The sequence below is a fragment of the Metabacillus litoralis genome (assembly GCF_020524045.1).
Classification (GTDB): domain Bacteria; phylum Bacillota; class Bacilli; order Bacillales; family Bacillaceae; genus Metabacillus; species Metabacillus litoralis_C.
The window spans coordinates 1-24554 of the sequence record NZ_JAIVKL010000002.1 but is presented as its reverse complement, the minus strand read 5'-3'; the positions used below and the strand labels follow the sequence as shown (position 1 = coordinate 24554).

The following is a 24554-nucleotide window of genomic DNA, read 5'->3' as shown; positions in this document are numbered from 1 at the left end:
CATAAATAGTAAAGAATTTTGTCTCAGTAAGAATGTATCTATAAGAGGTGAGTTGAATTATGAAAATAAATAAAGGGATTTTAATAATATTTTCTACTTTAATGTGTTTTATTGTATTGTCTGCTTGTGGAAGCTCAACTGAAAATTCAAGTACTACGTTGGAAAATCAGTCACAAAACAATAGCTCCAATCAAAGTACAAATGAAGAATTTTCGGAGAATGCTCCAGATTCTGAAAGCAATGATCGTGACAAAAAGGAAATAGACAATAATGATACAAATGAAAAAGAAGATACTTCAAGCAAGAATACAGCAATTGATGAAACGTCATCTTCTAATAATACTGATGAGAACATGAAAGAAAAGTATGTAAAGAAGATTAATGAAACTAAAAGTGAAGCAGAAAAATTGGAAGCTACAGATTCTTCGACATACGCTTTGAAAAAAGTAGAAGACGATAGATGGGGAATGTGGGATCAATTGCTGAATGAAATATATGGAGCTTTAAAAGAGCAATTGCCAGCAGAGGAATTGGAGCAATTAAAAGAAGAACAGAGGAATTGGATAAAAAACAGAGATGAACGTGCATTGGAAGCATCACTAAAATATAAAGGTGGTACTCAGGAGCACTTAGAATATTCGGCTGTCTCAGCAAATATTACAGAAGAAAGATGCTATGAATTGGTTGAGGATTATATGAAATAAAGAGATTAGTTAATTATAATCAGGAGCAAATATAATGGATATATGGATTGTAGTAGGAAAAGTGATTTGTTTATGAAATATCAACAATTTGGTTTGATCATAACAATAATTACTATAAATATAGTGTTAGAATTTATAAAGTAAATGTTAAAGAATTATTTTAGTAAAGGGTAAGAATTTAAAAGGAATTTAGATATCAAGCGGAAATAAGTTAAAATATGCCATAGAAACTTTTTAAGCTAATTATAGTTAGAATGGTTTATAGTTTATGAAGCATTCTTACACTACAACGAATTAGTATTGATACCTAGAAGGGACGTACAAAACCAATGGATTTCGAAACAGTTATGCAAGAGCTTGAGGCATTAGGTAAGGAACGAACGAAAAAAATATACATATCTAATGGAGCACATGACCCTCTTTTTGGTGTAGCAACAGGTGCTATGAAACCAATCGCAAAGAAAATAAAAATAAATCAACCTTTAGCTGAGGAGCTTTATGCTACAGGTAACTATGATGCGATGTATTTTGCAGGTATAATTGCAGACCCAAAAGCAATGACTGATTCGGATTTTGAACGTTGGATTGAAGCAGCATATTTTTATATGTTGTCTGATTATGTGGTAGCTGTAACATTAGCTGAGTCAGAGCTTGCACAAAGCATTGCCGATCATTGGATTGCAAGTGGTCAGGAGCTGAAAATGTCATCGGGGTGGAGTTGTTACTGCTGGTTATTAGGAAATAAACCAGACAATGAATTTTCTGAAAGCAAGATTTCCCAAATGCTCGATACTGTTAAAAAAGAAATTCATAATTCTCCAGAACGAACGAAATCAGCTATGAATAATTTTCTATATACTGTAGGGATTTCCTATTTACCACTGAATGAAAAAGCGATTGAGACAGCAAAAGAAGTAGGTACAGTAGAAATAAAGCGGGAAAATAAAAAAAGCAGCTTACTAAATGCTTACGAAAGTATTCAAAAAGAAATCGATAAAGGAAGACTAGGCTTCAAACGGAAGTATGTTAGATGCTAAATTTCAGCTGCAAATAAATAAGTAAGCAAGATTTACGCTTATTTCAAGGAACAAGAATTTTTAAAGTAGAGCATCATTATAAATGAAATTGCTCTTTTTTTTCTCAAAGTTGGAAATAGCTGAACCTCAATGGGATTAATGGGCAGCAACAACAGGAAAGACTGATCTTCCAGGCATTGATGGTGAAAATGGGAAATTACCAAAAGATTTCCCTCATGGAACCGAATTCAAACTGACAAATACTAAAGTAAACATGACATTAAAATCTCTTTATTGTTTTTCAAAATATATGTAATAAAAAACCATTATTTGATTTTAATGATAAGACGAATAATTTCAAATGTTTCACTGCAACTTAAGTTTTCAATTCCAACAGGATCGACCGTGTTCACAAGGTAAAAGTCACTAAATTCCATTATACTCTTTGAAAAAAATGGAAAATAATAGATGGGGAATTTGGGATAAATTGCTGAATGAAATTTATACTGCTTTGAAGAAGCAATTATCACAAAAAAAAATGAACCAATTAAGGGAAGAACAGCGGACCTGGATAGAAAGTAGAGATGAACGAGCATTGGAAGCATCACTAAAATATAAAGGCGGTACACAGGAACACTTAGAATATGTGGCTGTGCTAGCAAATCTTACAGAAGAAAGATGTTATGAATTAGTAGAGAATTATATGAAATAATATTTTTCATAAACTTAACCTTATATATAAATCGTTGTGTGGTATTAAAACTTCACTTAACCTTTTCTCTATAACAAAGAAGTAATCTTAAACATGTGGAATATGGTAAAATTATTAAAGTAATGGAGGGAAATAATGGTGAGGAAGAAAACTAAACTAGAAAATCCAACAATCACGATAATCTATAGTATTCTGGGAATTTTATTAGGGTTTAGTGGTGTTTATTACTTATTTAATGGACAAGGTTTTTTTGATTTGTTAATGGGAATATCACTTATCATTACTGGTTTTATAGGTGGAGTTTTAGGATTGATCCAATATTTGCAAACTAAAACTAGAAGGACATAAAAACTTTTCCAACATAAAGGAGTACGAAAGATAATTTTACATAAAATTTCACGTTTACAAAACTTATTTTAAGTGAAAGGGGAATTTATAATGATAGAAAATGATGAAATTGTTGCTAACAAGGAGCTTTCTCTAGCTCAACGTGAAGAATTACTCGGTGTATTGAAAGAGCGTTTTGAGAAAAATATGCATCGTCATAAAAATCTTGAATGGAGTAAAGTTCAAGAAAAATTGGATGATAATCATGACAAACTGTGGTCACTCTATGAAATGGAAAGAACGGGTGGTGAGCCAGATGTTGTTGATTATGATAAAGAGATGAATGAATACATTTTTTATGATTGTTCAGCGGAAAGTCCTAAAGGGCGAAGAAGTGTTTGTTACGATCGTAAAGCGCTAGACTCAAGGAAAAAAAACAAACCAGAAAATAGTGCAATGGATATGGCAGCTGCCATGGGCATTGAACTGTTAAATGAAGAACAATATCGAGAGCTACAGAAACTTGAAAAATTCGACTTAAAAACATCTAGTTGGGTGCTAACACCTTCTGATATTAGAGATCGTGGCGGTGCAATATTTTGTGACTGTCGTTATGATCATGTGTTTCTTTATCATAACGGAGCGGACTCATATTATGGATCAAGAGGTTTCCGTGGTTTATTAAGTATTTAAATTTAAACAAACAGTTAATATAATAAACAAATAAACGAAAAGACGCGTGTACGAATCGTGTCTTTTTTCTATTCTGTTTACTTAATTTGGTCGGTACTATACTGGTTACTACGTATTAAAATATAAAGAACAAAGCTGTTCAAAATACATCAATGGTATTTATCTCAATTTTTAGTCGTTAAAAAGCATCTATCAAAATTAGATTGAATTAACACGTAACCAATTGAATAATAAAACTTAAATTCTCGTGATGAAGTACTCTTTAAAAAAAGATTTATTCTTGACTTGATACACTACTCTGCGATACAATATACTGGTAGTAAGTAATACTGAATATCTGTAATAAATAGTACTGGGAAAATAGTATAAAATACAAATGGGGTAGAAAATTGGAAAATATAACAGAAATGTTAAAAGGGGTACTCGAGGGTTGTGTGCTTGAGATCATTAGCCGCGGCGAAACTTATGGCTATGAAATTACACAACAGTTACGTGAACTTGGCTTTACTGATGTTGTTGAAGGGACAGTTTATACAATTACTACGCGCCTTGAGAGGAACAAACTGGTGGACTTTGAGAAAAAGCGATCTACTGTGGGACCACCGAGAAAATTTTACACACTCAACACAGCAGGTAAAAAGCAACTAGAAATCTTTTGGACAAAATGGGATTTTGTCTCAAGCAAATTAAATGAATTAAAAGCAAAACAATAGAAGTCTTTTTACAAAAATAGATCAATTAAGCAATCTTTTTAATAAGTCGCAGTAGGCATTTGTTGTTTGGTAAGAATGTCATAAATTAAAGATACAATTAACTAATGAGAATATGTAAAACAACTTATTACTTAAAGGAGGAGATGAAAAATGAACTTTTTAGAAAAAATCACTGGCAGTGATATGACGAAAGAAATGAAAGGTTTTGAAGCACGATCTAAAGTCTTGCCAGCAGAATATCAAACTGCTTGGAAAGAAATTGTTAGTAATCTCTGGGTTCACGGAGATTTTAGTGGTCGTAATTTGATGCCTATTTTTGACAGTGCTCTAGAACTGCTTGAAGTAACATCAGCAGATGGTCAGAGCGTTGAAGAAGTACTTGGGGATGATATTAAAGGCTTTTGCACAGCACTTGTTGATGACGAAGGAGCAAAAACGTATCGAGATAAATGGCGTGACCAACTCAACAAGAACATAGCAAGAAAATTAGGAGGGTTGAAATGAGTATCAAAAAAATCATTGAAGGCAAAAAAGAATGGAGAGCTCATGTTTCGCGCGTCAAAGCACTTCCTCAAGATTATCAAATTGTTTATAAAGAAATCCAAAAATATCTCTTCAAAGTTGGCCCTGTGGAGCTTAACGAAGGTATTGGACTGTTCTCTGACATTCTCAGCTTCTTTGAAGAAGGTGCAGCTGCAGGAAAAGATGTGCTTCAAGTCACAGGAACAGACGTTGCTGCTTTCTGCGATGCTTTGATTGAAGATTCACCAACTTATGCGGATCTCTATCAAAATTCGGTTAATGAAAAAGTGGATAAAGCTATGAAAAGATAGGTTAAATGTAGCTTTTGACGGAAAAAATCCATAAATCTTTTGCCTGAGTACTTTAATACTTGAAGTACATTGAACGAGCTTGTTATATATTAATTCTCTAAACTTTCTAAGTGCGCTAAAATAAATAAGTGTTTTTTATTTTTGAAATCACCTTTTATTAGGTTAAAGCTTCTTATTACACTGTCACTATTAACGGTGCGGTTCATAATAAGGGCTTTTTTTATTTAGGATTGAGAAACTGTAAACACCTGTAAAGAGCAGGTTGGACCATTGGTTAATAAATTTTAGCTTGTTTTTTAATAAACGTAAAAGATTAATAGATATAGATAAAAAAATAAGTAAATAAACGATAAAAAACGTTGAGTTACCCTTAATGTCTTTATCGTTTATTTTTAATGTTGTTTATCGAAAGCAAGCTTAGGAAAGCAATATTGTTATGATTTAATAGGAATACATATGTCACAATAAGGGTTGCTAACTGGATCACCAATATATTTTTCCATCATTGGTTTGTTTTCCATTTCATAACCATGCATTTGAAGTAACTGAAAAATATCAGAATATGCTTTTTGAATAGCTTCTGCTGTATGTTTTACTTCGCAAATCATATACTTTCCACCAGTAAGTTCTCCTTCAGAAACTGAATCATCACAATGAAATTCTTTTGGAATGACTATACAAGCATCAAATCTACAGTTTTCAGGAAGTGTAGTTTCAGGATTATCTTGAGCTATTGCAAATAATATCGCAGTTTCAAGAAGATTTTTCTCCTTAGCCCAATTTTTTAACTTCTCCATTACTTCCGTATTAGCAGGACCATAAGGACCTACTCTTCGCATATAAGCAATTCGATCGTTTGGTATTGTTTCGATTTTGAATTTCATAATTTTCCTACCTTTCTAATCTTTATTTGTTTAGTACGTTTCGAATGTAGCATGCTTAAAAAATTTATACATGTTAATTTTTAAAATTTAGTGAAAAAAATTGAGTTAGTTAAGCTTGTTTTTCTATGCTAAAGGAAGTAGAGTATGAACAAAATATGCGTTTGTTATGTGTTAATTGTTTTAAAAGAAAATGGATCATAGTCATTCGTTATTGTCATTTGATGGAGATCGTAGGGGTAGGCAGAGGAAAGGGGAATTTCGTTGGAAAATTCAAAAATATTGTTGATTTATCTCTGTAACTATCTTATTACTCATTATTCCTACAATGGTCTATATCTGGATTACATAAAAAATTACCCTAAAGTCAGACAGAATTCAATGTCTACTTATAGGGTACATTTTATACCTGGATCTATTATTCCTCTAAATCAATGATAAACGGTTCAGTATATAATTCGTTTTGTGCATAATCGGTTATATAAAACTGGTAAACATAAGCCCCCGTTGGAACTTCCACATCTTCAAGAATGAGTTCGTTTTCAACTATGAAGGCATCACCCTCCATAAGTCCTTCTTCATCGGTTTCTTCGTTTGTATATTCAAAGAGGGGAATAATTTCATCTCCTGGCTTAATGGATATGAGGTTTTTATCTGGCATATTCGATTCGGGAAGTAAGCCTCTCCAAGCTCCGTGAATTTTATAATATCCACCTGGCTCTTTACTGTCATCCCAAAACCAAGATGCGATAATATTTACGTCTTGTCCATTTAAGACAACAGGTATCGAATAACGGTTGTATGCGTCTGTCTCTTCCTTAACATTAAGAGAAACAAGTTGACCATTTAAGCCAGTCCAATATCCTGTGAAATTATCCTTAACAATACCTGTGTTGGGATCGTAAATAACGTTATTATCCATCCCTAAATGAAGAATCTCTGTCTCATCTTCATCAATATAGTATCCTAACGTACTATAAATATGTTCAATGTTTTCGTATTCATTTTCACTAAATTGTACGGTAAACACATCATCATCTTCTGCAGAAACATCTGTAATGTTAATCGTGTTAGTTTCACTACCTGATACAGTTGTGTATTCTTGGATAAAATCACCATAATCATCAGAAAAATCAAATTCTAAATAAGTTGATAGATTATCAGAGAAGTTCTTTTTATCTTTATAAGGAAAATAAATAGATAAACCTTCACCATATTGACGAGTGTCTCCGTTTATTTTATAAACAACCGCTGACTTTATTGCAGATAAAACAAGTTCGGCTTCAGGATATTCACTCGTCAGATTTTTTGCAAAATGTCCTAAATCAAACAAGTCTGAATATCCTTCATTGGTACTGCCTCCTCCGTAACTTTCCGCTTTGCTAAGACTTCCTGAAATCATATTTCGTTCGGAAGGAGTTTGTAAATCAGGAGTTGCTACTTCCATAAGATCATCAAGTGCATTCAAAACGTGCTTCACTTTTGATAAATCGGTTACTGATAAGGTAACGGTAGCATCTGTATCTTGCTCTTTTGCTTGCTTGTAAAATCCGTCTGCAATGACTTTTCCAAGCGCAGCTCCATCCATAGAAGGATTATTAGTTAATTCGTCTAAAATAGGTGTATAATTCCAGCCATGCCCAGGTTCTAATTCTTCAGAAGCCACTAAATATTTCCCAAAAGGACTAACGGTGTGCGCAATTTCTAAAGAGGCCATAAGACATGCATCAAAACCAATAACTTCAAATATCACTCCAGTTTGGTCATAAGCATCTTGTAAAGCTGTATGTAATTCTTTTAATGTTAAATTGTCTAAGTCATTTACTTCATCCACACCATATCCGCCAAGAGGTCCTCCACCATGGTTCCAAAGATCCAATACATATTTTTCAGCAGGGAAATTATGGATTGTCCAAACGATAAAATTCGTTAAAGTTTCAGGCTTTCCGATATTCTGATTTCCAAGGTCAGCTAAATTTGTTAAATGTCCTTCTTCCACTTGCCATACTTGATTTTGTGAGGGGTCAATTTCTTCGTTCAACCACTGCTTTGTTCCACCGGTTTGAACAATCACGTTCAAATCAGGACTTGAGCCGATTTTCATCATTTCATCTAAATCAGAGGAACCAGCACCATACATTTCATTGGTTTCTTCATCGACGGTGCTTTCTAAATCTGTGCCATTTAAAAACACCATAAATGTGTACTCGGCTTGTTCCGCTCTAATTGGATCACTGCTTGTGTCTAATTTGTTTTCTACCTCACTTATCTTCTTTTCGTCTTGTTCGTCCGTTGTTACCTCTTCATCTATACAGCCAACTAAAACGAAGAGTACTAGAATACTAGTCCATAACAAACCAATCTTGGATCTATTCCAACCCATTATGTCCACCTACTTATGTTTTATAAGAAACAAGAAGATTTTATCATTTTTTTGTGCAATGAGGGAAAGTTTTTTCACACGTTATGAGGGTTTCAAGGGGGGGAGTCTTATTTACAGCGACAGTAACATAAAGTGTTATGTTAAAATTAGGAAAATCAATTGATTAATGTTAAAACAGAAGATCTTGAATAAAGGGAGAAGTGATATTATGAAAACGTTATTTTCAGCTATTATCATGATGATTATGTTGATCGGTTGTTCGAAGTATGATGTTGAACCTACAAAAAGACTGTCTTTAGAAGAACAAATCAGCAGGGTTATGGTAGAAAATAAATTAGAAGATAAAGAAATTATTGATTATGACATTAAAGATCATTTTATATATGTCATTTTTAAAAATAACCATATTAATAGTAATAATCATAATCCAGATCTAGTGATCTTAAAGAGTAATAATAAAAGATTAGAATGGGTTGCTGGTCCAGATGATATAACAATGTCAATGACAGCTCAAGAGGTTGGTGGAATGATATTTGGAAGGAAGGATGGTCCATCTGTAACATTAATTTTATCAGATAAACAACCACAAGAATCGAATGTAAAAGGAGTTAAAGTACTTGGAGAGAGAGCTAAAGCAGTAACGTACGTAGAAGAATACACAGAAGATTTTTCTATGCAGTATATGTATTGGATTGCCTACACTGACGAAGAACCTACAGTTGAAGATATAGAAATTATCATGAAATGAATCGGTTAAAGAAAAAAATTTAAGTATCTATGTTATCTATGAAAAATGTGTTCTTTCTACTTACTTGAAAGGAGAGTTAGCTTTTCTCAAATACAAGAAGGATGAGAGGTAGAACAACATTGGTATGTAGATAAATTTGATGCTCAGTTTATCTATTAAGATGAAAATAAAGTCATACTGAGTTTTTGTAAACCAAAGCTTATTAAATGTCAGATTAATGTCTTCTACAATTGTATTTCTTATATTTTCCATTTTGTGTTAATGTAAAGTGACTCACTTAATTCAGGAGGCACTAAAATGAAACGTTTACCAAGGCTTTGTTAAAAATATCCCAATCTTAAGGTCTTTTGAAAGAGATGAGTTATTTTATTCAGTAACTTTTATTCGCCAATATAATAATGCTAGTATTGTTCATTTCAGCATTGATAGAGAAGATACTGATGAAATTAATTGGGATTTTCGAGAACGTGATCAAACTTGGTTTGGTTTAGAAGTAGATGACGGAAAAGGAACTGAATACGACTGTCAAAACGAGGGAGGTGGAGGCTCTGTAGGTGATACATCATATCCTTTTATTGTCACACCATCTGTACCAGATGATTCTTCAGAAATAAAATTTATTTTTAAAGAATTTAAAGCACCTTTTAAAGAAGCTACAGGCTTTGAATTTATCATATAAAGGGATAAGCAAATACCTTATATTAGCCAAAGACTTCATGATCAGAAGTCCTCTTTATTTTTATCCGTTCTTTTTAAATCTGTTTTTTGTATTTGTGTATATTAACGCAAATATGATAATAGAGATTAGTAAAATAAGAGCAATCATAAATAAAACCTGGTTTTCCACTATATCGCTGAATGCAAATAATAGGATACAAAAGCTAACACCAAACATAATTTTCCCCATAAATTTGCATAATGCTACTTCGTCATACTCAGCCTTTTCACTTTCAGACATTGTATTATAACCTGCAAGTAGGAATGCACCTTTACCTTTTGATAGGATTACAGCGAAAATTAAAAATGGAATAAGGATAATAAAATTTACAAGTGCTCCGATCACACTAATTACCACCTTTTTGAAAATTGCTTAGTTATAATTTTTGACCGTACTTATTTATACGTTTGAAGTAATTCATAGGTTTCATAAAGTATTAAGCGATCACAAAAAGTATCGAAAATTTTTAGTTCTATGATAATTACTTGGTTAACATATTTAAGAATAGTATCTGACTAGTTAAAGAATTTACTAAGAGAATAAACAGAAAGTATTTACAAAAATTTCCGATTGGATTATTGTTATAATATTATGATTGATTAATCAATCATTTTAGAATTGTATATAGAATGTGGAGTGGATATTAATGATAAATAGTGAAAATAAAAGAACATTAGAAATGAAAAAAAGAGAAGTACTTCATGTAGCAACTGAATTGTTTAGTATGAAAAGTTATGAAGCAACAACTATGTCTGATATATCTAAAAAAGCAAATGTGAGCTTTGGAAGTGTTGCATCTTATTACGGTAATAAGGAGTCATTATTTGCTATTTGTATTGAACAACCTTTAGAAGAGTTTGTAGATATCTTTTTGAATTTTAATAAACATCCAACTTCAATTATTGATCAATTAAAGGAAATGATTAAGCAACATTTCATATTATTTTCTAACATGAAGGTTTATCTGAGATTAATCGTTCAAGTTATCGCCCAGCATGAACGTTTTCCAAATGAATTTAAAGTGATTACTCAACACACAGAACTAATTCAAAATGATATAAAAAAATTTATTAAGTACGGTCAGGAGGTAGGACAGCTTATAGATGGAGATGCAGAGAGGTTATCGGTAGCTTATATTAATTTTCTTTTCGGTACAATCCTTTCATATGCCAATAATCCAAGTGAAGAGGAGCAGCACGAATTCATTTCAATCGCTATTAGAATGTTCGGACCAATTTTATAAGATGCTGAGTAAATTAGGTTTTCTTAAAGACTATCATTCATTTAGTAAAATGATTAAGTTAAGAATTGTACTTTTGTTAATATCTGTCTTCTTTAACGCAACGGTTATGCCTTATGTTGTTGTATATTTTGTTGAACGGGTTGGAATTAACAAAGCTTCATTGATGGTTTTAGGTGTAGGGATAGCTGGAATACTAGGAGGGTTACTAGGAGGAAAGCTAGGAGACAAATATGGAAGGAAAAAAATGATTATATTAGGGGAAATAGGAACTGGAATTGGTTTTTTCCTAGCCTGTTTCTCAAGTGTATTTACTGAAATGCTTATCGCTATTATTTTTATTAGTTTTCTCTTAATTTACTTTTTTTCTGGCTTATCAGGTCCAGCTTATAGTGCTTATATCATTGATGAAACAACAAATAAAAATCGTAAATCTGTCTATGTTGTACTTCTATGGGTGTCAAATTTGTCTTTTGCACTTGGAAGTATATTAGGAGGTTTTTTATTTAAACAGTATTCTTCTTTATTATTTTTCTTAGTAGGTTGTAGTTCTATTTTATCATGTATCTGTATAGCAATTTTTATCCAGGATCATTTTATTAAGCGAAAAGTGGAAACAAATAATATCCGTGTAAAAAATCAATTAAAACCTAATAGTAATAAACTTAAAGTTTATCAGCATATGCTAAAAGCTCCTATTTTTCGATTCTTAGTTTTGCTAACTTTAATTCTTTCATTAATGAATAATCAATTACCATATTATTTAAGTGTACATTATGTAAATATATTTGAAACAGAGGGATATACAATTTTAGGATTTTTAAGAAGTGAAAATACACTTATTATTTTCTTTTTAACTTTTGTTATCACTAATCTATTGAAGAAAGTCTATGAAATGATATCTCTATTATTTGGTGTAATGTTGTTTTTTATAGGATATATAGCTCTTAGTATGGGTGAAATACCATCAATTTTATATATAGCTATGGCTATTATGTCAATTGGTCAAATCATATATTCTCCAGTAATACAAACAATCTCAGCTGATGTAATTCCAGATGAACATAGAAGTACATACTTGAGTATTCTAGATGTAATTGGACATATAGGTGGTTTATGTGCGTTTTTATTTGTACCACTTATGCAGTATATACAGCCTTTTAAAATATCAATCATTTATGGTGTATTTGGTTTTATATCATTAATTATTATTTATCGAATAAAACAGAATCGGAAAGAAGTAAAGAGTACTATTACTAATGTAAGTTAATTGATCGTAACTAGAAGTATATATTTGTATGTTAACTAATAGCAAACGTGCTTATTTGATCAGCAGGGACAAATGCTTATATATCCAAAAAACAATTAGTCACTCTTTGCGAAAATCTAAGATACATAATTAGTTCAACAAATTTTCTATTATTCTGAAGAAATATGTCCTATTTTTCGGTGGATAGAAAAATGGGGAAAAGAGATTTATAAAGAGAAAGAGAACCCTATATAAGAGTTCTCTTAATTACTAATATTCTCTAAGTATCGACGATTTCTGTTATGTTAAAGAAGATGCAATATTGTTTAAACCGTCAAGAATGGATGGTTTATTTCCACCACAATAGAATGAAGTAACCAATTGATAGCATGTATCTTGATTAATTAAAAAACATTTGTGTGTTCCCATTTCGTAGACAAAGTAATTTTGTTCTTCACCTTTTAACGCATCAAACACTTTATATTTTTCAAGTTCAAATAATTCTCTTGCCCCATTTTGAGCTAAATCAAGAAACTCTTCTCTCGATACTTCTCTTAGTGCCACTAAATCCACTTTTTCGTTCATGTTAAAACCTCCAGTTTTTATCTATAATTTATTACCTGAAAACGTAACTCCTTTATCAAGAGATGTTTGTCAGGTTATTTTTAAAAAGAACTTTTTTTGTGAACATAATTCATACTTTGTTTTATTAATTGCTTGTAAATTTTATCATAATATTATTTTTAAGTGGTAACCATCTGTTTCAAATATGTAGATATAATTAATAGTTCCCGAATAGGTCATATTAAAACATTGATGTTAATGTCAATAAGTATGTTTTTGACAACTAATTTAATATTTTAGAGTAGGTGTAATCTAATTTAATGAGGATTACACCCTTTAAATTATTTATTCGGTCAGGATATTTGCTATGTTGACTATTTTATTTGCTCTTTTTCCATTATATTTGCTTTTTTTATAAATATATTTGCTAATTTGTACGATTTATTTGCGCTAATTCAAGATATGTTAGTTTTTCGACAAAAAACGACACAACCACCAATCCATCTATCGATCCACCTAGAAAAATCTTTCTATAAAAGCTTTATGCTTGTTGGTGTATACCTCTTTTTCTTTCTTCAACAAATTAGCGTATCGTTCACGATCACTGCTGAAATTCACCTCTTTTTCTTTAATCGTTTCAAGTATATTTGAGGTAGTAGGTAATAAGGTATTGTCTTCTTGGTTTACTGATAAAGCAAAGTCAAATCCTTTAGAACGATAAGCAAACTGGATGAAGGGAGTATAAGCTGCTGCCGATAATATATTTGCGTGCAGCTTTAAGTTAATTGAAAAATGACATTTGCTTAAAAAAGAGTATATTTGTGATGCATGACATACCTCAGGAATGATCGTTACATGATCTTTGTTATTAAGACGATGATAAAAATTCCAACAAGATTCAATATCTTGATCCCACATTGGATAAATGACAATATGGTATCCTTTAGATTGCAAGTAGAAACAACTTTCAATAAGCTGATCTTCTAGTAAAGCTTCATTATATCCAAAAAGTTTGTTAAATGTCGTTCCCCAGTTAATGGCGATTAGTGGGTTTTGTATCGAGTTTAAATAATTATTAATAATATAGTGATCAAAATTAGGACTATAAATAAAACCTGAGTCCCCAATCACTTCAACAGAAGATCTTACTGGTGTTAAACTTTCTAAAAATTTGTAGGTTAACGGACCTCTTATTCCCGTATATTTGATTGATTCAACTACATTTTTTATCCGATTTGTATTTATTTTACGATTATTAAAAAAAGTGGATGGTTCATAGTACTCTCCATTAATATATTTAGATACAGTTTCCTCTGTCAGATAGTCGATTCCAGTTCCATAACTATAAAGTGGTATTCCAAGCTCGATTGCTTCTTCAGCAAGTGTTAAAAAAAGATCGCCTTGAAACAGTGATCCTCCTCCTAAAACCACAGCATTGATCGTTTCCTTACTAAGTAAATGCTTTATTCCTTTATTTTCCTTAATGTCATATGCAATGACTTTTTCAACAGAGTTTGACCATTTATTTATAGAATGGACAAATGATTCATAGCAGACATCGTCTCCGACATTATTAAATCCTAAGTAGCCAATATATAATACCTTCAATTTGGATATTCAACTCCTTATTACTTAGTATTTTTTAGAATTGATTTTATTGTTTTAACTAAGAACGTAGCCCTAGCTTTGACAGAATGTTTTTTACGAACCATTTCATACCCGTTTTTAGCGATTTCATTTCCGATTGTTTGATAGTTTTCTAGATAATACATGGCTTTTTCTTTATAGTTTTCTTCGTTAATCTCAACAAAGTGTATACCAGGAATAAACCCTAAATCTTCTAATTCTTTTGAATGTGAGGCCATTAGAAGACTATGGGAAGCGAGCACTTCATAATATTTCATCACGGGGTATTTATAAATAGAGTCGCAAGTGAAAAATATTTTTGCGCGGTTAAGCTCTTTTGCATACCTACTTCCAACAAGGTAATTTTCTTCATCATATTTTTCTTTATCATATCCTGGATGCTCATGATAAATGAAATTAGGCATATCCTTCATTCCTTTTAATACAGCTGCTCTTAGTGGATAGATCGGTGGGTACGTTGAACCCATTAATAGAAAATCAATGTCTTTTTCTTGGTTATAATTCTGAAAAACATCTATATTTACAAAATGAGGAAACCATATCATTCTCTCCTCATATTCCGGAAACATATCTATAAAAGTATCGCGATAATGAGTAAATAGGTGTTTTATCTTATTTTCTTCAATAAATTGTTTTCTGTAGCTAGTTTTGTATTGTAAATCATGCATAATCATTCCTACAGGAATAGTACATGTTTTTAACCCTTGTATTTCAGGACATCTAGTTGGTCGTAAATCGTTTAATAAAATAAAATCAGGTATAAAATCAAGAGATGACAGAATATCATGAATATTTCCTGATTCTTCCCAAATAGTTAATTTAGTAAGTTTACTTAACGATTGGGAGAGATAGTAATTATTTCGTTCGATTCCACTAGACCAATCCTTTGTTATAAAAAGTAGTTTTAACTTTTTAAACAACATATCTTCTCTCTCCTTATTTTTAAAATGGTAGAAATCATATATTCATAACATATGAATTTATTTACATTGTGGAACAAGACAGATTATTTAGTTTTAAATAAAACTAGAACCCTAGTTTATTTATTTACGTACATTAATAGAAAAAGGATAGGAGAGATAACATGGGGAAAATTCTATTATCAGGGTATTATGGTGAATACAACACAGGTGATGATGCACTTTTAGTTTCATCATCTTGGGCATGCTCTCAATTTTTTCAATCTGATGAAATACTAGCAACTGCAGCACAATTACCAAGACTTGATCAGAAATTTGCTGTAGCACCTTTGTTTGTGAAAGAAGAAAACATGAAGAGTGAAAATTTATTAAGAATGTATTATCATGCTTTAACATCTGACATGATTGTGTTTGGTGGAGGATCCGTTTTTCATTCTACGGATAAATTGACACGAGACTCAGATTTAATTGATTTAAGTAGAGGAAAAGGTGCGATTGCATTAGGGGTTTCTTTTGGGCCATTTAGAGATAGTGGAGCAGAACTAGCGTGTAAAAAATTTGTGAATAATCTCTCATATATTGGCGTACGTGATCAAGAAAGCTACGATATTGTTAAAAGTTTAGCTCATGACATCAATGTAGAGAAAACGTTTGATTTAGCCGCACTCTTTCCAATTACTCAACTAGAAAATAACGTCAAAAAGAGTCCCTCAAAACGTAAGGGGCTTGCCATTTCGTTATGCCATTACGAAAGGTATATTGGTTTAAATACTGCCACAGAGAAAATAAGATTCGAGAAGATTTTAAATGTGTTAAATCGTCTTACAGAAGAAGATGTTGAAGAATTGATTTTTATTGACTTTAATGGGCACCCAGTATTTGGAGATGTTGATATTCATAGTGAAATGATGAGAAGGCTTAACATCCAGATCCCCGTTTCACGAATACCTTATCAAGATAATCCAGCTACTGTTTTAGATTTAATTTCAAGATGTAAAGGACTTGTTGGAATGAGACTCCATAGCTGTATATTTGGTTATTTAACTGAAACACCTACTGTCATCTTGTCTTATCATCCGAAATGCATAGGGTGGGCAAAGCAGATTGACGCAAATCCTAATTTCACAATCGATTCAAACAATTTTGAAGAAGAGCAGTTGTATTTATCTATCATGAACATATTGCATGATAGGTACACATCACCAAAATTACCTCTTCAAGGTGCAAAAGACCTAGCGATGAAAAACTGGGAGGGAGCATTATGTTCGATGTCACAGTAGTCATCCCTCTTTACAATAAGGAAAGCTTTATACAAAGAGCAGTAACATCTGTTTTAACCCAAACTGTTCAATCATTTGAAATTGTGATAATTGATGATGGATCTACAGACGATAGCTTAATTAAACTAGCAGAAATTGAGGATCCTCGAATTCGAATTATTAAACAAATAAATGCCGGAGCTTCTGCAGCAAGAAATAAGGGTATAAAAGAAGCTAAAAATGATTTTATCGCATTTTTAGATGCGGATGATGAATGGAAACCAACATTTCTTGAGACTGTATTCCGTTTAATAGAAAAATATCCAGAAGCCGGAGCATATGCTACCGCATACCAAATTTTTTTAAAGAATGGCAGAAAAATCACACCAAAAATTGAATACATTCTTCCATCACCCTGGGAAGGTCTAATAGATCAATATAGTAAAAGTGTTCTCAAAGATCTCCCTATAATCTCTTCTGCCGTTCTTATTCCAAAGAAAACGTTTGAAAAAGTTGGTGTATTTGCTGTAAATCATCATCATGGGGAAGACCAAGATATGTGGTTTCGAATAAGTCTTCATTATCAAATTGCATATAGTCATACAAACCAAGCAACTTATTATCGTGGTCTGCCAAATAGCATGTGTACTGTTCTCCATACTACACAGCCTTATCCTATAATTAAAACGTTAAAAAATGTTTTGCAAAATAAAGAGGTGGAGCCAACAAACGAATTAAAGGAATACTTAGTTAAAGTAGAATTGGACTATGCCGAAAGACTTATAAGAACGAATCGCACGAAAGAGGGGTACAGTATCGTTAAAAATATGAGTACAAAACGATTTAAAATCAAAAAGGTAAAAACTTTATTTTTATATTTGAAACAAAGAATTCTTTTACGATTGGGTTGTAGAAAACAACGAAATAAAGATCTTACTCACTAAAATTAGTAATATAGTTGGAAGAGTGTTTTTCTATTTACCAATGAAAATTAGATGTCTTGTGTCTATTTAATTTAGTTCGTTTGAACTGTTTTTTTTCTTCTAATATATTTACCTCATACATTGAAGAGATAATTGAATAGCATATGCATTACATTGATAGAAAGGGTGATGGATATGAAGGTTGTTATTTTGTGCGGTGGTAAGGGACTTAGAATGAGAGGGTTAGAAGAAAATATACCGAAAGCTTTAGCACGTGTGAATGGAAAACCTATTATTTGGCATATTATGAAATTATATAGTCAATATGGTTGTAATGAATTTATATTACCACTTGGGTACCAGGGAGATAAAATTAAAGAATATTTCATTGATTACAAGTGGAAGGAAAGCGATATTGAGTTCTCTTTAAACGACAACAAACCTATTTCGCTGGATAAAGTAGAGGATTGGTTGATTACTTTTGCAGATACCGGCTTAGAAACGATGACTGGCGCTAGAATAAAAAATATCGAGAAATATATTGAAGATGATGTTTTTCTACTAACGTATGGAGATGGATTATCAGATATTAATATTGATCATTTGATCAAGTTTCATAAGGAAAAGGGGAAAACAGTGACTCTTACCGGTATAAGAAAACAAAGTCAATATGGAATTCTTGAAGTAGACAATGGCATTGCAACGAAATTTGTTGAAAAGCCTGAGGGTAATTCAATTATTAATGGTGGATTCTTTGTCTGTAATCGAGACTTTTTTCGCTATTTGAGTGATGATAGAGGTTGTGTTCTTGAAGATCGTCCCTTAAAAAATTTAATAAAAGATGAAGAATTGGCAATTTTTGAACATGATGGGTTATGGATGTCAATTGATACACCTAAAGATTTAGTTGAAGCAAATAAAATATGGAACTCTTAGAAAGGAGGGAAACATTAGTAATGAGTGATTATATTGATAGATTAGTAAATAATATCAGATTGTTGTGGAGTAACGAGAATGAGCAAAAGTTAGAGGATAATGCAACATCTATTTCTAAGAGTCCTAAAAACTATGATGAATTAATAGAGCCGAAGACTATTAATACTACTAGTATAAAGGATTCGTCAGTCAAAAATAATTCAAACATGAACGTGGCTCATTTAGTATCCGACGCACAGTCAGTTAAAATCACAAGAAAGTTGGAAGAGAAGCAATATAACTTTTGTGTAATATCAGGAAATGAATATATCTTTAAAGTTCTCGCTCTATATGAATCTATAAAAAAATATTCAAATGAGTTTTATTTATTTGTATGTTGCATTGATGAGGTAACCTATTCGATTTTTTCTAAACTATCTCTAGAAAATTTAATTTTAGGTAAATCAGAAGATTTTGAAGATAATAAGCTAAAGAAAGTAAAAAAATCAAGAAAAACAAATGAATATTGTTGGACTTTAAAGGCACCACTAATGGAATATCTACTTGAAAGCTACAATTTACCTTCAATCATTTATTTAGATGGAGATTTGTTTTTTTTCTCAAGTCCTGAACCCATTTTTAAAGAATGGGGAGAAAAATCAATTTATTTATGCCCCCAAAGAGATTTAGATTGGGTAGAGGAAAAGTACGGAAAATTTCAAGCTGGTCTTGTAGGATTTAAGAATGATCATAATGGTCGAGAAGCACTTAAGTGGTGGAGAGAAAAATGTATAGAGTGGTGTTTTAAAGAATCTTCTCAAAATAGATTTGGAGATCAAAAGTATTTAGATGATCTAGCTCGTTTTTTCCCTAAAGTTAAAATATCATCACATCTAGGGGTGGATGCTGCTCCTTGGAATACAATTTACAATAATGATTATGAGATAACTAAAAAGGAAGATAGACCTTATATTGAGAACGACCCATTAATCGTCTTTCATTTTGCTTGTCTCTCAATTTACAATTTTTCAGAATTTGATTTGTGGTCTTTAAATAATCTGAAAATAGACACAAAGATAATTAACTATATTTATGTTCCATATTTAGAAGCTATTCGAAGAAAGATTAATGAACTTTCAAAAATTGATAATCTTGATATAGAACAGGGTCTGCAAAAAGGACACTCTTCAAATGCAAAGACTTTTTACAAATATTCTAAATTAAGACGTGAAATGGATCAGTGGGATACGTTTATGAATTTCACCGTGATTATGAGTAAAGAATATGTAATTAAAGGTTTGGCTTTGTATGAATCTATATTTAAAAAAATGCGAAATTTTCACATGTGGATTTTAACGATAGATAAAACAACCCACCAATTATTAAGCAAAATGAATTGGCCTAATGTAACACTTATCCAACTTGAAGAAATAGAGGATGAACAATTACTGAAAGTGAAGAATGAACGTGCAATACATGAGTATTGTTGGACTTTAAAAGCACCATTATGTCAATATGTTCTAAATCATTATAAAGAATTAGACCACATTATCTATTGTGATACTGATATCTACTTCTTTAATGATCCTCTGGAATTAATGAATGAATGGGGCAGTTATTCGATATTTCTAAGTAAACAGAATGGAACAATGGATTTAGAAAAAACTCATGGACAGTACCAAGCAGGTTTGATTGGGTTTAAACGTGACAATAGTGCTGCTGTGATTCTTGATTGGTGGAAAGAGAAGTGCATTGATCATTGTTCAGATGTATATAATTCTCATTATGATAGTTGGGGAGATCAGAAATATTTAGAGTCAATACCAAAGCTCTTTTCAAATATTAAGATAATTGATAATAACGGCATAAATGTAGCTCCTTGGAATTTAGTTATGAAAGGAGAACATACTGTTTTAAATAAGAGTGGAAAATTAACAATAGATGAAAATCTGTTATTTTCTTATCATTTTGGAAGTATGTTAATGATCAATAAAGACCACTATGATCTTTGGAAACTTGAGAAATTAGCTTTTTCTGAAGAAGTGATAAATTATATCTATTTACCTTATATCCATCATTTAAAAACAATTAGTTTAAAGTTACAAGCCATAACAGGAACTTCAAATCTCACTCCATTCTTAGCTCCAGTTTCTTCAAAATATACTGCGAAAAATCCATTAGATGTAAGTGAAATAAGGTTTAAGTAATGACTCAAAATACAATTAGTAATAAAAAGATCCTTGTTACAGGTGGATATGGTTTTATTGGTTCTCACCTTATCAATAGAATTTATAAAGATTGTGAGGTAGCTGTTTTCACAAGAAATACCTCAAATCCATGGAGAGTCCAAAATGCTTTACCTCATATACAAACATTCACAGGGGATATATCCATTTGTAAGGATATTCAGAATGCTGTTGAGAAATTTCAACCACATGTTATATTTCATCTCGCTGCCTATGGGGTAAACAATGCGAAAAAGAATTGTCAAGATGCTATTAAAACAAATATACAAGGAACCGCAAATACAATTATTTCAGCACAATACAGTAAAAATATAGAAAAAATTATTAATTTAGGTTCTAGTTCAGAGTATGGTGATAAAGATACAATTATTCATGAAGAAATGATGCTAAAACCCTTAGATTTATATGGCAGCACCAAAGCGTCTGCAACCTTAATCGGTCATCAGTTGGCTTCTCAGATAGGAATAAACATGATTACTTTTAGGCCGTTTAATTTGTATGGTGAAATGGAGGAATCACATAAATTATTTAGTTATGTGATTCAGCAAATTTTAAAGAACAATGTAGTGTTGTTAACACCTTGCGAACAATTGAGGGATTACTGCTATATTCAAAATCTCATCGATGCTTTCATATTAGCTATATCAAATCAGGAAATAACAAATGAAATTTTCAATATAGGAAGTGGTGAAGTACACCCTATTAAATATTTTATAGATACCATTTTTGCCTATTCCAAAACAGACTTAATACCACAATATGGTGCATTGACTTATAGAGAGAATGAAAGAATGAGTCCACAACCTGATATTTCTAAAATTAAACAGCTATTAAATTGGCAACCTAACATATCTTTTCAAGAAGGTATCAACCGCACGATAAATTGGTATAAGCAAAATTATGTTGGTAAAGGAGGAGGATTGATTAATGATAGGTGATTTTGCGGATACGTTTAAGAATAGAACAGTTCTTGTGACCGGTCACACAGGTTTTAAGGGAACGTGGCTAACGATTTGGTTAAAAATGCTTGGCGCAAAAGTAATCGGTTATTCTTTAGACCCAATAACTAAAAGCAACTTATATGACTTGTCAGGAATAGCAGATCAGATAATTGATATAAGAGGAGATATTAGAGATAGTCAGGCAGTTGAAGTGGTCTTTCAGCAGTACCGTCCTGAAATTGTATTTCATTTAGCAGCACAGCCATTAGTTAAATATTCTTATGTTCATCCTAAAGAAACGTATGATGTTAATGTAATGGGAACATTAAATATACTAGAAGCGATAAGAAAAACTGATGAAACAAAAATAGGTATTTTTATTACAACAGATAAGTGTTATGAAAATAAGGAATGGGTATGGGGATATCGAGAAAATGATCCTGTTGGAGGATATGATCCTTATAGTTCTAGTAAAGCTTGCTGTGAGTTATTAATTGCATCTTATCGTAACTCGTACTTTAATGAAAATCAATTTCATGAACATGGGAAGGTAATTTCAACAGTAAGGGCAGGAAATGTTATCGGTGGAGGAGATTGGGCAGAAGATCGAATTATACCAGATAGTATCCGTGCATTAGAAAAAGGAAAACCAATCTCCATTCGGTCCCCAAAATCGATTCGTCCTTGGCAACATGTATTAGAACCATTGAGCGGATATCTTTTATTAACATCTCAAATTCTTTCACAAGGCCCAGAATTTTCTGGAGCTTGGAACTTTGGACCTGGAGATGAAGGGATTATCTCTGTTGAAAATCTTGTTAGCTTAGTGGTTGAAAATTGGGGGGAAGGAATCTGGACTATTGATCAACAAACAGATGTTCATGAAGCAAAGCTGTTAAGCTTAGATATTAGTAAAGCAAAACATAAATTAAACTGGACTCCAAGATGGGGTATTAATGAAACAATCGAAAAAACAGTCCATTGGTATAAATCCTACAAAAATTGTGAAATTTTCAGTTTATGTACAAATCAGATAGAAGAATATTGCAGTAAGTAATTATTTAGCCCCTATTAAAAGGGGCTTTTTAAAAATGAACTAAACAAAACAACCAAAAAAGATATTTTTTTTTGTTATGGTATTAATCCGATAGAACCTTTTCGAAATAGACCATACCATTTTCATCCTTTTCCTTAAAACCCATTTTTCTTAAATAACTCATATGTTCATCATTTGATGTAAAACTAATTAGTTTACTATAGCCTTTATCTATGAATTGACTTTTGCTGTCTTCGTAAACAAAGCTTCCGATTTTAAAATCACGATATTCTGGAATAACAAAGTCCAGTTCTACCTTTAAAGTGTCTTCGTTGTGCTTAGTTGCTAAAAATATCCCTGCTGGTACCATGTTTCGTAAAATATAAAAACTAACTTCGTAAGAATTTGCTTTGAGCTTAACTGGATCTGTGAATTTCTTAAGTCCTTCTTTATAAAAATCCAGGAAATGGTTAAAATACTCTGAATTCTTTTCAATTGGGAGGATCTTAAAATATTCTTGCTTAGCACTGGCACTATATATTTTTACAAGATAATAAATGTTTATGATAACAATCCCTAAGTTCATAAAGCCAACAGGTAAAGCCCCGATTAAAAATCCATAAAGGGAAAACAAGCTAGATCCTATTAAATTGACCCATCTTAACTTAATAATTGAGCTCATTAATAAAGAGATCAGCACTATGAGAGAAGCTAAGTACCCTAACCATTCATACAAATTAATATCCATTCTTGTTAAACCCCTTTCAATAATTCCATAGAGAAAAATCAACATTTGATAACTATTAGATGTTTGTACCTTTTGACATTAATTACAAATTATGCTTAGTCAATTCATATTTCTTCAAATCCAAAGAGCAATTTTCGTTTACAAGTTATATTAAACATACTCACTTTATTCAAAATAGATTAAACTTTTAACTCCACATAAGATGGCTATTTAACTTCATAAGGATTAAAAAAGAATCGCGTATTCATATGTAAATGTATGACAAACTGCTACTAATAGTATTAATAGGCTATCCCTGAAATAATCATTCTTGTAAAAAACATAGTACATACAAAGGTTTAGTCATTTCCTTCAATATTATTCTTTATATTATTGGTCTATTTATTAGCTATTTGAATTTTTGTGTTTAACTTATCACAAATAAGTAGATATGCACACGATGAAACTAGCACATTTTATAAAGTGATTATACTTGCCCTTCCTCAGTTACTTATCAAACATATAATGTATTAAGAATCAACAAGGAGGTGGAATGAATGGGAAACTATAGAAGAAATAATAACAATGTAGCAGGTGTTTCTGATGAAAAATTAGAACGTTTAGCAGATATTTTCGATGAGGATTTTAAAGTTCCTGTGCGTGCATCAATCGATGGAGAGGATTTTTGTGATGCAGTCCGTCGTTGCTTAATCAATGACCTTGTTAATGGTCTATTAGATGAAGAAGATCGTCCAAAAAAACATCATAGATAGTAATAGAAAGTCGCAAAAGATTCCGATTGTGAAAATCAATCGGAATTTTATATCGATTCCCAATATAACTCGGTAGCAACATCATGAACTACTTCAAAAATCTAAAATCCTCACTTTAGTAACTTACTTGTTTTTCTATTAAATCAGTTTTATTTCATAATATATCCTCATTATCCCTTTTATTTTGTCTTCATAGCTAAAAGAGTTGGTTCAGACGATGGCAAAGGTTCAATCTATTTTTTTAAAAAAACCGAGTGTAATAAAACGGGTAGTGTCAAAAGTTCTATGAAAACTACCTAGAAGTTTAAGCTCTCTGCCAGTTATTAGGTGGAAAGGCTGCGCAATCGCTCTTGACAAACACACCAATGGTTTATTGGTAAGTTAAC

Annotated in this window: 25 protein-coding genes; 18 read left to right on the top strand and 7 right to left on the bottom strand. The window is 31.6% G+C overall.

Annotated features, from left to right (window positions below):
- Positions 1–59 precede the first annotated feature (59 nt).
- From LC076_RS03470 to LC076_RS03435, 8 genes are all read left to right on the top strand, one after another.
- On the top strand, positions 60–704 hold the full coding sequence (locus tag LC076_RS03470) for a lysozyme inhibitor LprI family protein (protein ID WP_226666231.1): 645 nt from the start codon (positions 60–62) through the stop codon (positions 702–704).
- A gap of 329 nt (positions 705–1033) precedes the next feature.
- Positions 1034–1741: a DNA alkylation repair protein gene (locus LC076_RS03465; RefSeq protein ID WP_226666230.1), complete on the top strand. Its 708-nt coding sequence runs from the start codon at positions 1034–1036 to the stop codon at positions 1739–1741.
- Between the two features lie 433 nt (positions 1742–2174).
- Positions 2175–2432 (top strand): lysozyme inhibitor LprI family protein, encoded by a 258-nt coding sequence (locus tag LC076_RS03460; RefSeq protein WP_413465936.1) that lies wholly within the window; start codon positions 2175–2177, stop codon positions 2430–2432.
- A gap of 135 nt (positions 2433–2567) precedes the next feature.
- Positions 2568–2780, top strand: coding sequence for a hypothetical protein (locus LC076_RS03455; protein WP_226666229.1), 213 nt, complete (start codon positions 2568–2570; stop codon positions 2778–2780).
- A gap of 90 nt (positions 2781–2870) precedes the next feature.
- Positions 2871–3452 carry a DUF4256 domain-containing protein gene (locus tag LC076_RS03450; RefSeq protein ID WP_226666227.1) on the top strand — a complete coding sequence of 194 codons (582 nt, stop codon included), beginning with the start codon at positions 2871–2873 and terminating at the stop codon, positions 3450–3452.
- 389 nt (positions 3453–3841) lie between these two features.
- Positions 3842–4165 carry a PadR family transcriptional regulator gene (locus tag LC076_RS03445; protein ID WP_226666225.1) on the top strand — a complete coding sequence of 108 codons (324 nt, stop codon included), beginning with the start codon at positions 3842–3844 and terminating at the stop codon, positions 4163–4165.
- Between the two features lie 150 nt (positions 4166–4315).
- Entirely contained in the window at positions 4316–4669 is a 354-nt protein-coding gene (locus tag LC076_RS03440; protein ID WP_226666223.1) for a DUF1048 domain-containing protein, read from the top strand.
- Positions 4666–4998 carry a DUF1048 domain-containing protein gene (locus LC076_RS03435; protein WP_226666221.1) on the top strand — a complete coding sequence of 111 codons (333 nt, stop codon included), beginning with the start codon at positions 4666–4668 and terminating at the stop codon, positions 4996–4998. Before LC076_RS03440 ends, LC076_RS03435 begins: the two co-directional genes overlap by 4 nt.
- Before the next feature lie 434 nt (positions 4999–5432).
- Here the strand turns inward: LC076_RS03435 and LC076_RS03430 are convergent, their stop codons facing one another.
- Positions 5433–5882, bottom strand: a complete 450-nt coding sequence (locus LC076_RS03430) for an AraC family transcriptional regulator (RefSeq protein WP_226666220.1) — start codon at positions 5880–5882, stop codon at positions 5433–5435.
- 415 nt (positions 5883–6297) lie between these two features.
- Positions 6298–8262, bottom strand: coding sequence for a clostripain-related cysteine peptidase (locus LC076_RS03425; RefSeq protein ID WP_226666218.1), 1965 nt, complete (start codon positions 8260–8262; stop codon positions 6298–6300).
- A 208-nt stretch (positions 8263–8470) separates the two neighbouring features.
- On the opposite strand from LC076_RS03425, the gene LC076_RS03420 reads away from it, so the two are divergent.
- Positions 8471–9010, top strand: coding sequence for a hypothetical protein (locus LC076_RS03420; RefSeq protein ID WP_226666216.1), 540 nt, complete (start codon positions 8471–8473; stop codon positions 9008–9010).
- A gap of 739 nt (positions 9011–9749) precedes the next feature.
- Here LC076_RS03420 and LC076_RS03415 read toward each other — a convergent pair.
- Complete coding sequence (locus LC076_RS03415; RefSeq protein ID WP_226666214.1) at positions 9750–10073, bottom strand: DUF3784 domain-containing protein; 324 nt, start codon at positions 10071–10073, stop codon at positions 9750–9752.
- A gap of 301 nt (positions 10074–10374) precedes the next feature.
- Here LC076_RS03415 and LC076_RS03410 point away from each other — a divergent pair, with 301 nt between their 5' ends.
- A complete protein-coding gene (locus LC076_RS03410; protein ID WP_226666213.1) occupies positions 10375–10971 on the top strand; it encodes a TetR/AcrR family transcriptional regulator in 597 nt (198 codons plus the stop codon).
- Position 10972: 1 nt separating this feature from the next.
- Positions 10973–12238, top strand: coding sequence for an MFS transporter (locus LC076_RS03405; RefSeq protein ID WP_226666211.1), 1266 nt, complete (start codon positions 10973–10975; stop codon positions 12236–12238).
- 279 nt (positions 12239–12517) lie between these two features.
- On the opposite strand, the gene LC076_RS03400 is transcribed toward LC076_RS03405, so the two are convergent.
- The 3 genes from LC076_RS03400 to LC076_RS03390 all read right to left on the bottom strand — a co-directional run bounded on the left by LC076_RS03400 (position 12518) and on the right by LC076_RS03390 (position 15351).
- Positions 12518–12802 carry a hypothetical protein gene (locus tag LC076_RS03400; RefSeq protein ID WP_226666209.1) on the bottom strand — a complete coding sequence of 95 codons (285 nt, stop codon included), beginning with the start codon at positions 12800–12802 and terminating at the stop codon, positions 12518–12520.
- Positions 12803–13297: 495 nt separating this feature from the next.
- Complete coding sequence (locus tag LC076_RS03395; protein WP_226666207.1) at positions 13298–14389, bottom strand: polysaccharide pyruvyl transferase family protein; 1092 nt, start codon at positions 14387–14389, stop codon at positions 13298–13300.
- A 20-nt stretch (positions 14390–14409) separates the two neighbouring features.
- Entirely contained in the window at positions 14410–15351 is a 942-nt protein-coding gene (locus tag LC076_RS03390; protein ID WP_226666205.1) for a glycosyltransferase, read from the bottom strand.
- Between the two features lie 161 nt (positions 15352–15512).
- On the opposite strand from LC076_RS03390, the gene LC076_RS03385 reads away from it, so the two are divergent.
- The 6 genes from LC076_RS03385 (at position 15513) to rfbG (ending at position 22689) form a co-directional block, all read left to right on the top strand.
- Positions 15513–16628: a polysaccharide pyruvyl transferase family protein gene (locus LC076_RS03385; protein WP_226666204.1), complete on the top strand. Its 1116-nt coding sequence runs from the start codon at positions 15513–15515 to the stop codon at positions 16626–16628.
- Entirely contained in the window at positions 16610–17551 is a 942-nt protein-coding gene (locus LC076_RS03380) for a glycosyltransferase family 2 protein (RefSeq protein WP_226666202.1), read from the top strand. Before LC076_RS03385 ends, LC076_RS03380 begins: the two co-directional genes overlap by 19 nt.
- A gap of 174 nt (positions 17552–17725) precedes the next feature.
- Positions 17726–18466, top strand: a complete 741-nt coding sequence (locus tag LC076_RS03375) for a sugar phosphate nucleotidyltransferase (RefSeq protein ID WP_226666201.1) — start codon at positions 17726–17728, stop codon at positions 18464–18466.
- Between the two features lie 20 nt (positions 18467–18486).
- Complete coding sequence (locus LC076_RS03370) at positions 18487–20652, top strand: putative nucleotide-diphospho-sugar transferase (protein ID WP_226666200.1); 2166 nt, start codon at positions 18487–18489, stop codon at positions 20650–20652.
- A complete protein-coding gene (locus tag LC076_RS03365; RefSeq protein ID WP_226666199.1) occupies positions 20652–21629 on the top strand; it encodes an NAD-dependent epimerase/dehydratase family protein in 978 nt (325 codons plus the stop codon). Before LC076_RS03370 ends, LC076_RS03365 begins: the two co-directional genes overlap by 1 nt.
- Positions 21619–22689, top strand: coding sequence for a CDP-glucose 4,6-dehydratase (gene rfbG / locus LC076_RS03360; RefSeq protein ID WP_226666198.1), 1071 nt, complete (start codon positions 21619–21621; stop codon positions 22687–22689). Before LC076_RS03365 ends, rfbG begins: the two co-directional genes overlap by 11 nt.
- A gap of 82 nt (positions 22690–22771) precedes the next feature.
- Here the strand turns inward: rfbG and LC076_RS03355 are convergent, their stop codons facing one another.
- Entirely contained in the window at positions 22772–23416 is a 645-nt protein-coding gene (locus LC076_RS03355; protein WP_226666197.1) for a hypothetical protein, read from the bottom strand.
- A gap of 536 nt (positions 23417–23952) precedes the next feature.
- Here LC076_RS03355 and LC076_RS03350 point away from each other — a divergent pair.
- Positions 23953–24168 (top strand): hypothetical protein, encoded by a 216-nt coding sequence (locus tag LC076_RS03350; protein WP_226666196.1) that lies wholly within the window; start codon positions 23953–23955, stop codon positions 24166–24168.
- The last annotated feature ends 386 nt before the right edge of the window (positions 24169–24554 follow it).

Coding starts and splice junctions, on each gene's coding strand:
- LC076_RS03385 (WP_226666204.1), top strand. CDS start 15,513: ATGGGGAAAATTCTATTATCAGGGTATTATGGTGAATACAACACAGGT.
- LC076_RS03455 (WP_226666229.1), top strand. CDS start 2,568: ATGGTGAGGAAGAAAACTAAACTAGAAAATCCAACAATCACGATAATC.
- LC076_RS03350 (WP_226666196.1), top strand. CDS start 23,953: ATGGGAAACTATAGAAGAAATAATAACAATGTAGCAGGTGTTTCTGAT.
- LC076_RS03375 (WP_226666201.1), top strand. CDS start 17,726: ATGAAGGTTGTTATTTTGTGCGGTGGTAAGGGACTTAGAATGAGAGGG.
- LC076_RS03390 (WP_226666205.1), bottom strand. CDS start 15,351: ATGTTGTTTAAAAAGTTAAAACTACTTTTTATAACAAAGGATTGGTCT.
- rfbG (WP_226666198.1), top strand. CDS start 21,619: ATGATAGGTGATTTTGCGGATACGTTTAAGAATAGAACAGTTCTTGTG.
- LC076_RS03440 (WP_226666223.1), top strand. CDS start 4,316: ATGAACTTTTTAGAAAAAATCACTGGCAGTGATATGACGAAAGAAATG.
- LC076_RS03400 (WP_226666209.1), bottom strand. CDS start 12,802: ATGAACGAAAAAGTGGATTTAGTGGCACTAAGAGAAGTATCGAGAGAA.
- LC076_RS03465 (WP_226666230.1), top strand. CDS start 1,034: ATGGATTTCGAAACAGTTATGCAAGAGCTTGAGGCATTAGGTAAGGAA.
- LC076_RS03460 (WP_413465936.1), top strand. CDS start 2,175: ATGGAAAATAATAGATGGGGAATTTGGGATAAATTGCTGAATGAAATT.
- LC076_RS03470 (WP_226666231.1), top strand. CDS start 60: ATGAAAATAAATAAAGGGATTTTAATAATATTTTCTACTTTAATGTGT.
- LC076_RS03370 (WP_226666200.1), top strand. CDS start 18,487: ATGAGTGATTATATTGATAGATTAGTAAATAATATCAGATTGTTGTGG.
- LC076_RS03405 (WP_226666211.1), top strand. CDS start 10,973: ATGCTGAGTAAATTAGGTTTTCTTAAAGACTATCATTCATTTAGTAAA.
- LC076_RS03450 (WP_226666227.1), top strand. CDS start 2,871: ATGATAGAAAATGATGAAATTGTTGCTAACAAGGAGCTTTCTCTAGCT.
- LC076_RS03380 (WP_226666202.1), top strand. CDS start 16,610: ATGTTCGATGTCACAGTAGTCATCCCTCTTTACAATAAGGAAAGCTTT.
- LC076_RS03435 (WP_226666221.1), top strand. CDS start 4,666: ATGAGTATCAAAAAAATCATTGAAGGCAAAAAAGAATGGAGAGCTCAT.
- LC076_RS03355 (WP_226666197.1), bottom strand. CDS start 23,416: ATGGATATTAATTTGTATGAATGGTTAGGGTACTTAGCTTCTCTCATA.
- LC076_RS03420 (WP_226666216.1), top strand. CDS start 8,471: ATGAAAACGTTATTTTCAGCTATTATCATGATGATTATGTTGATCGGT.
- LC076_RS03430 (WP_226666220.1), bottom strand. CDS start 5,882: ATGAAATTCAAAATCGAAACAATACCAAACGATCGAATTGCTTATATG.
- LC076_RS03425 (WP_226666218.1), bottom strand. CDS start 8,262: ATGGGTTGGAATAGATCCAAGATTGGTTTGTTATGGACTAGTATTCTA.
- LC076_RS03365 (WP_226666199.1), top strand. CDS start 20,652: ATGACTCAAAATACAATTAGTAATAAAAAGATCCTTGTTACAGGTGGA.
- LC076_RS03410 (WP_226666213.1), top strand. CDS start 10,375: ATGATAAATAGTGAAAATAAAAGAACATTAGAAATGAAAAAAAGAGAA.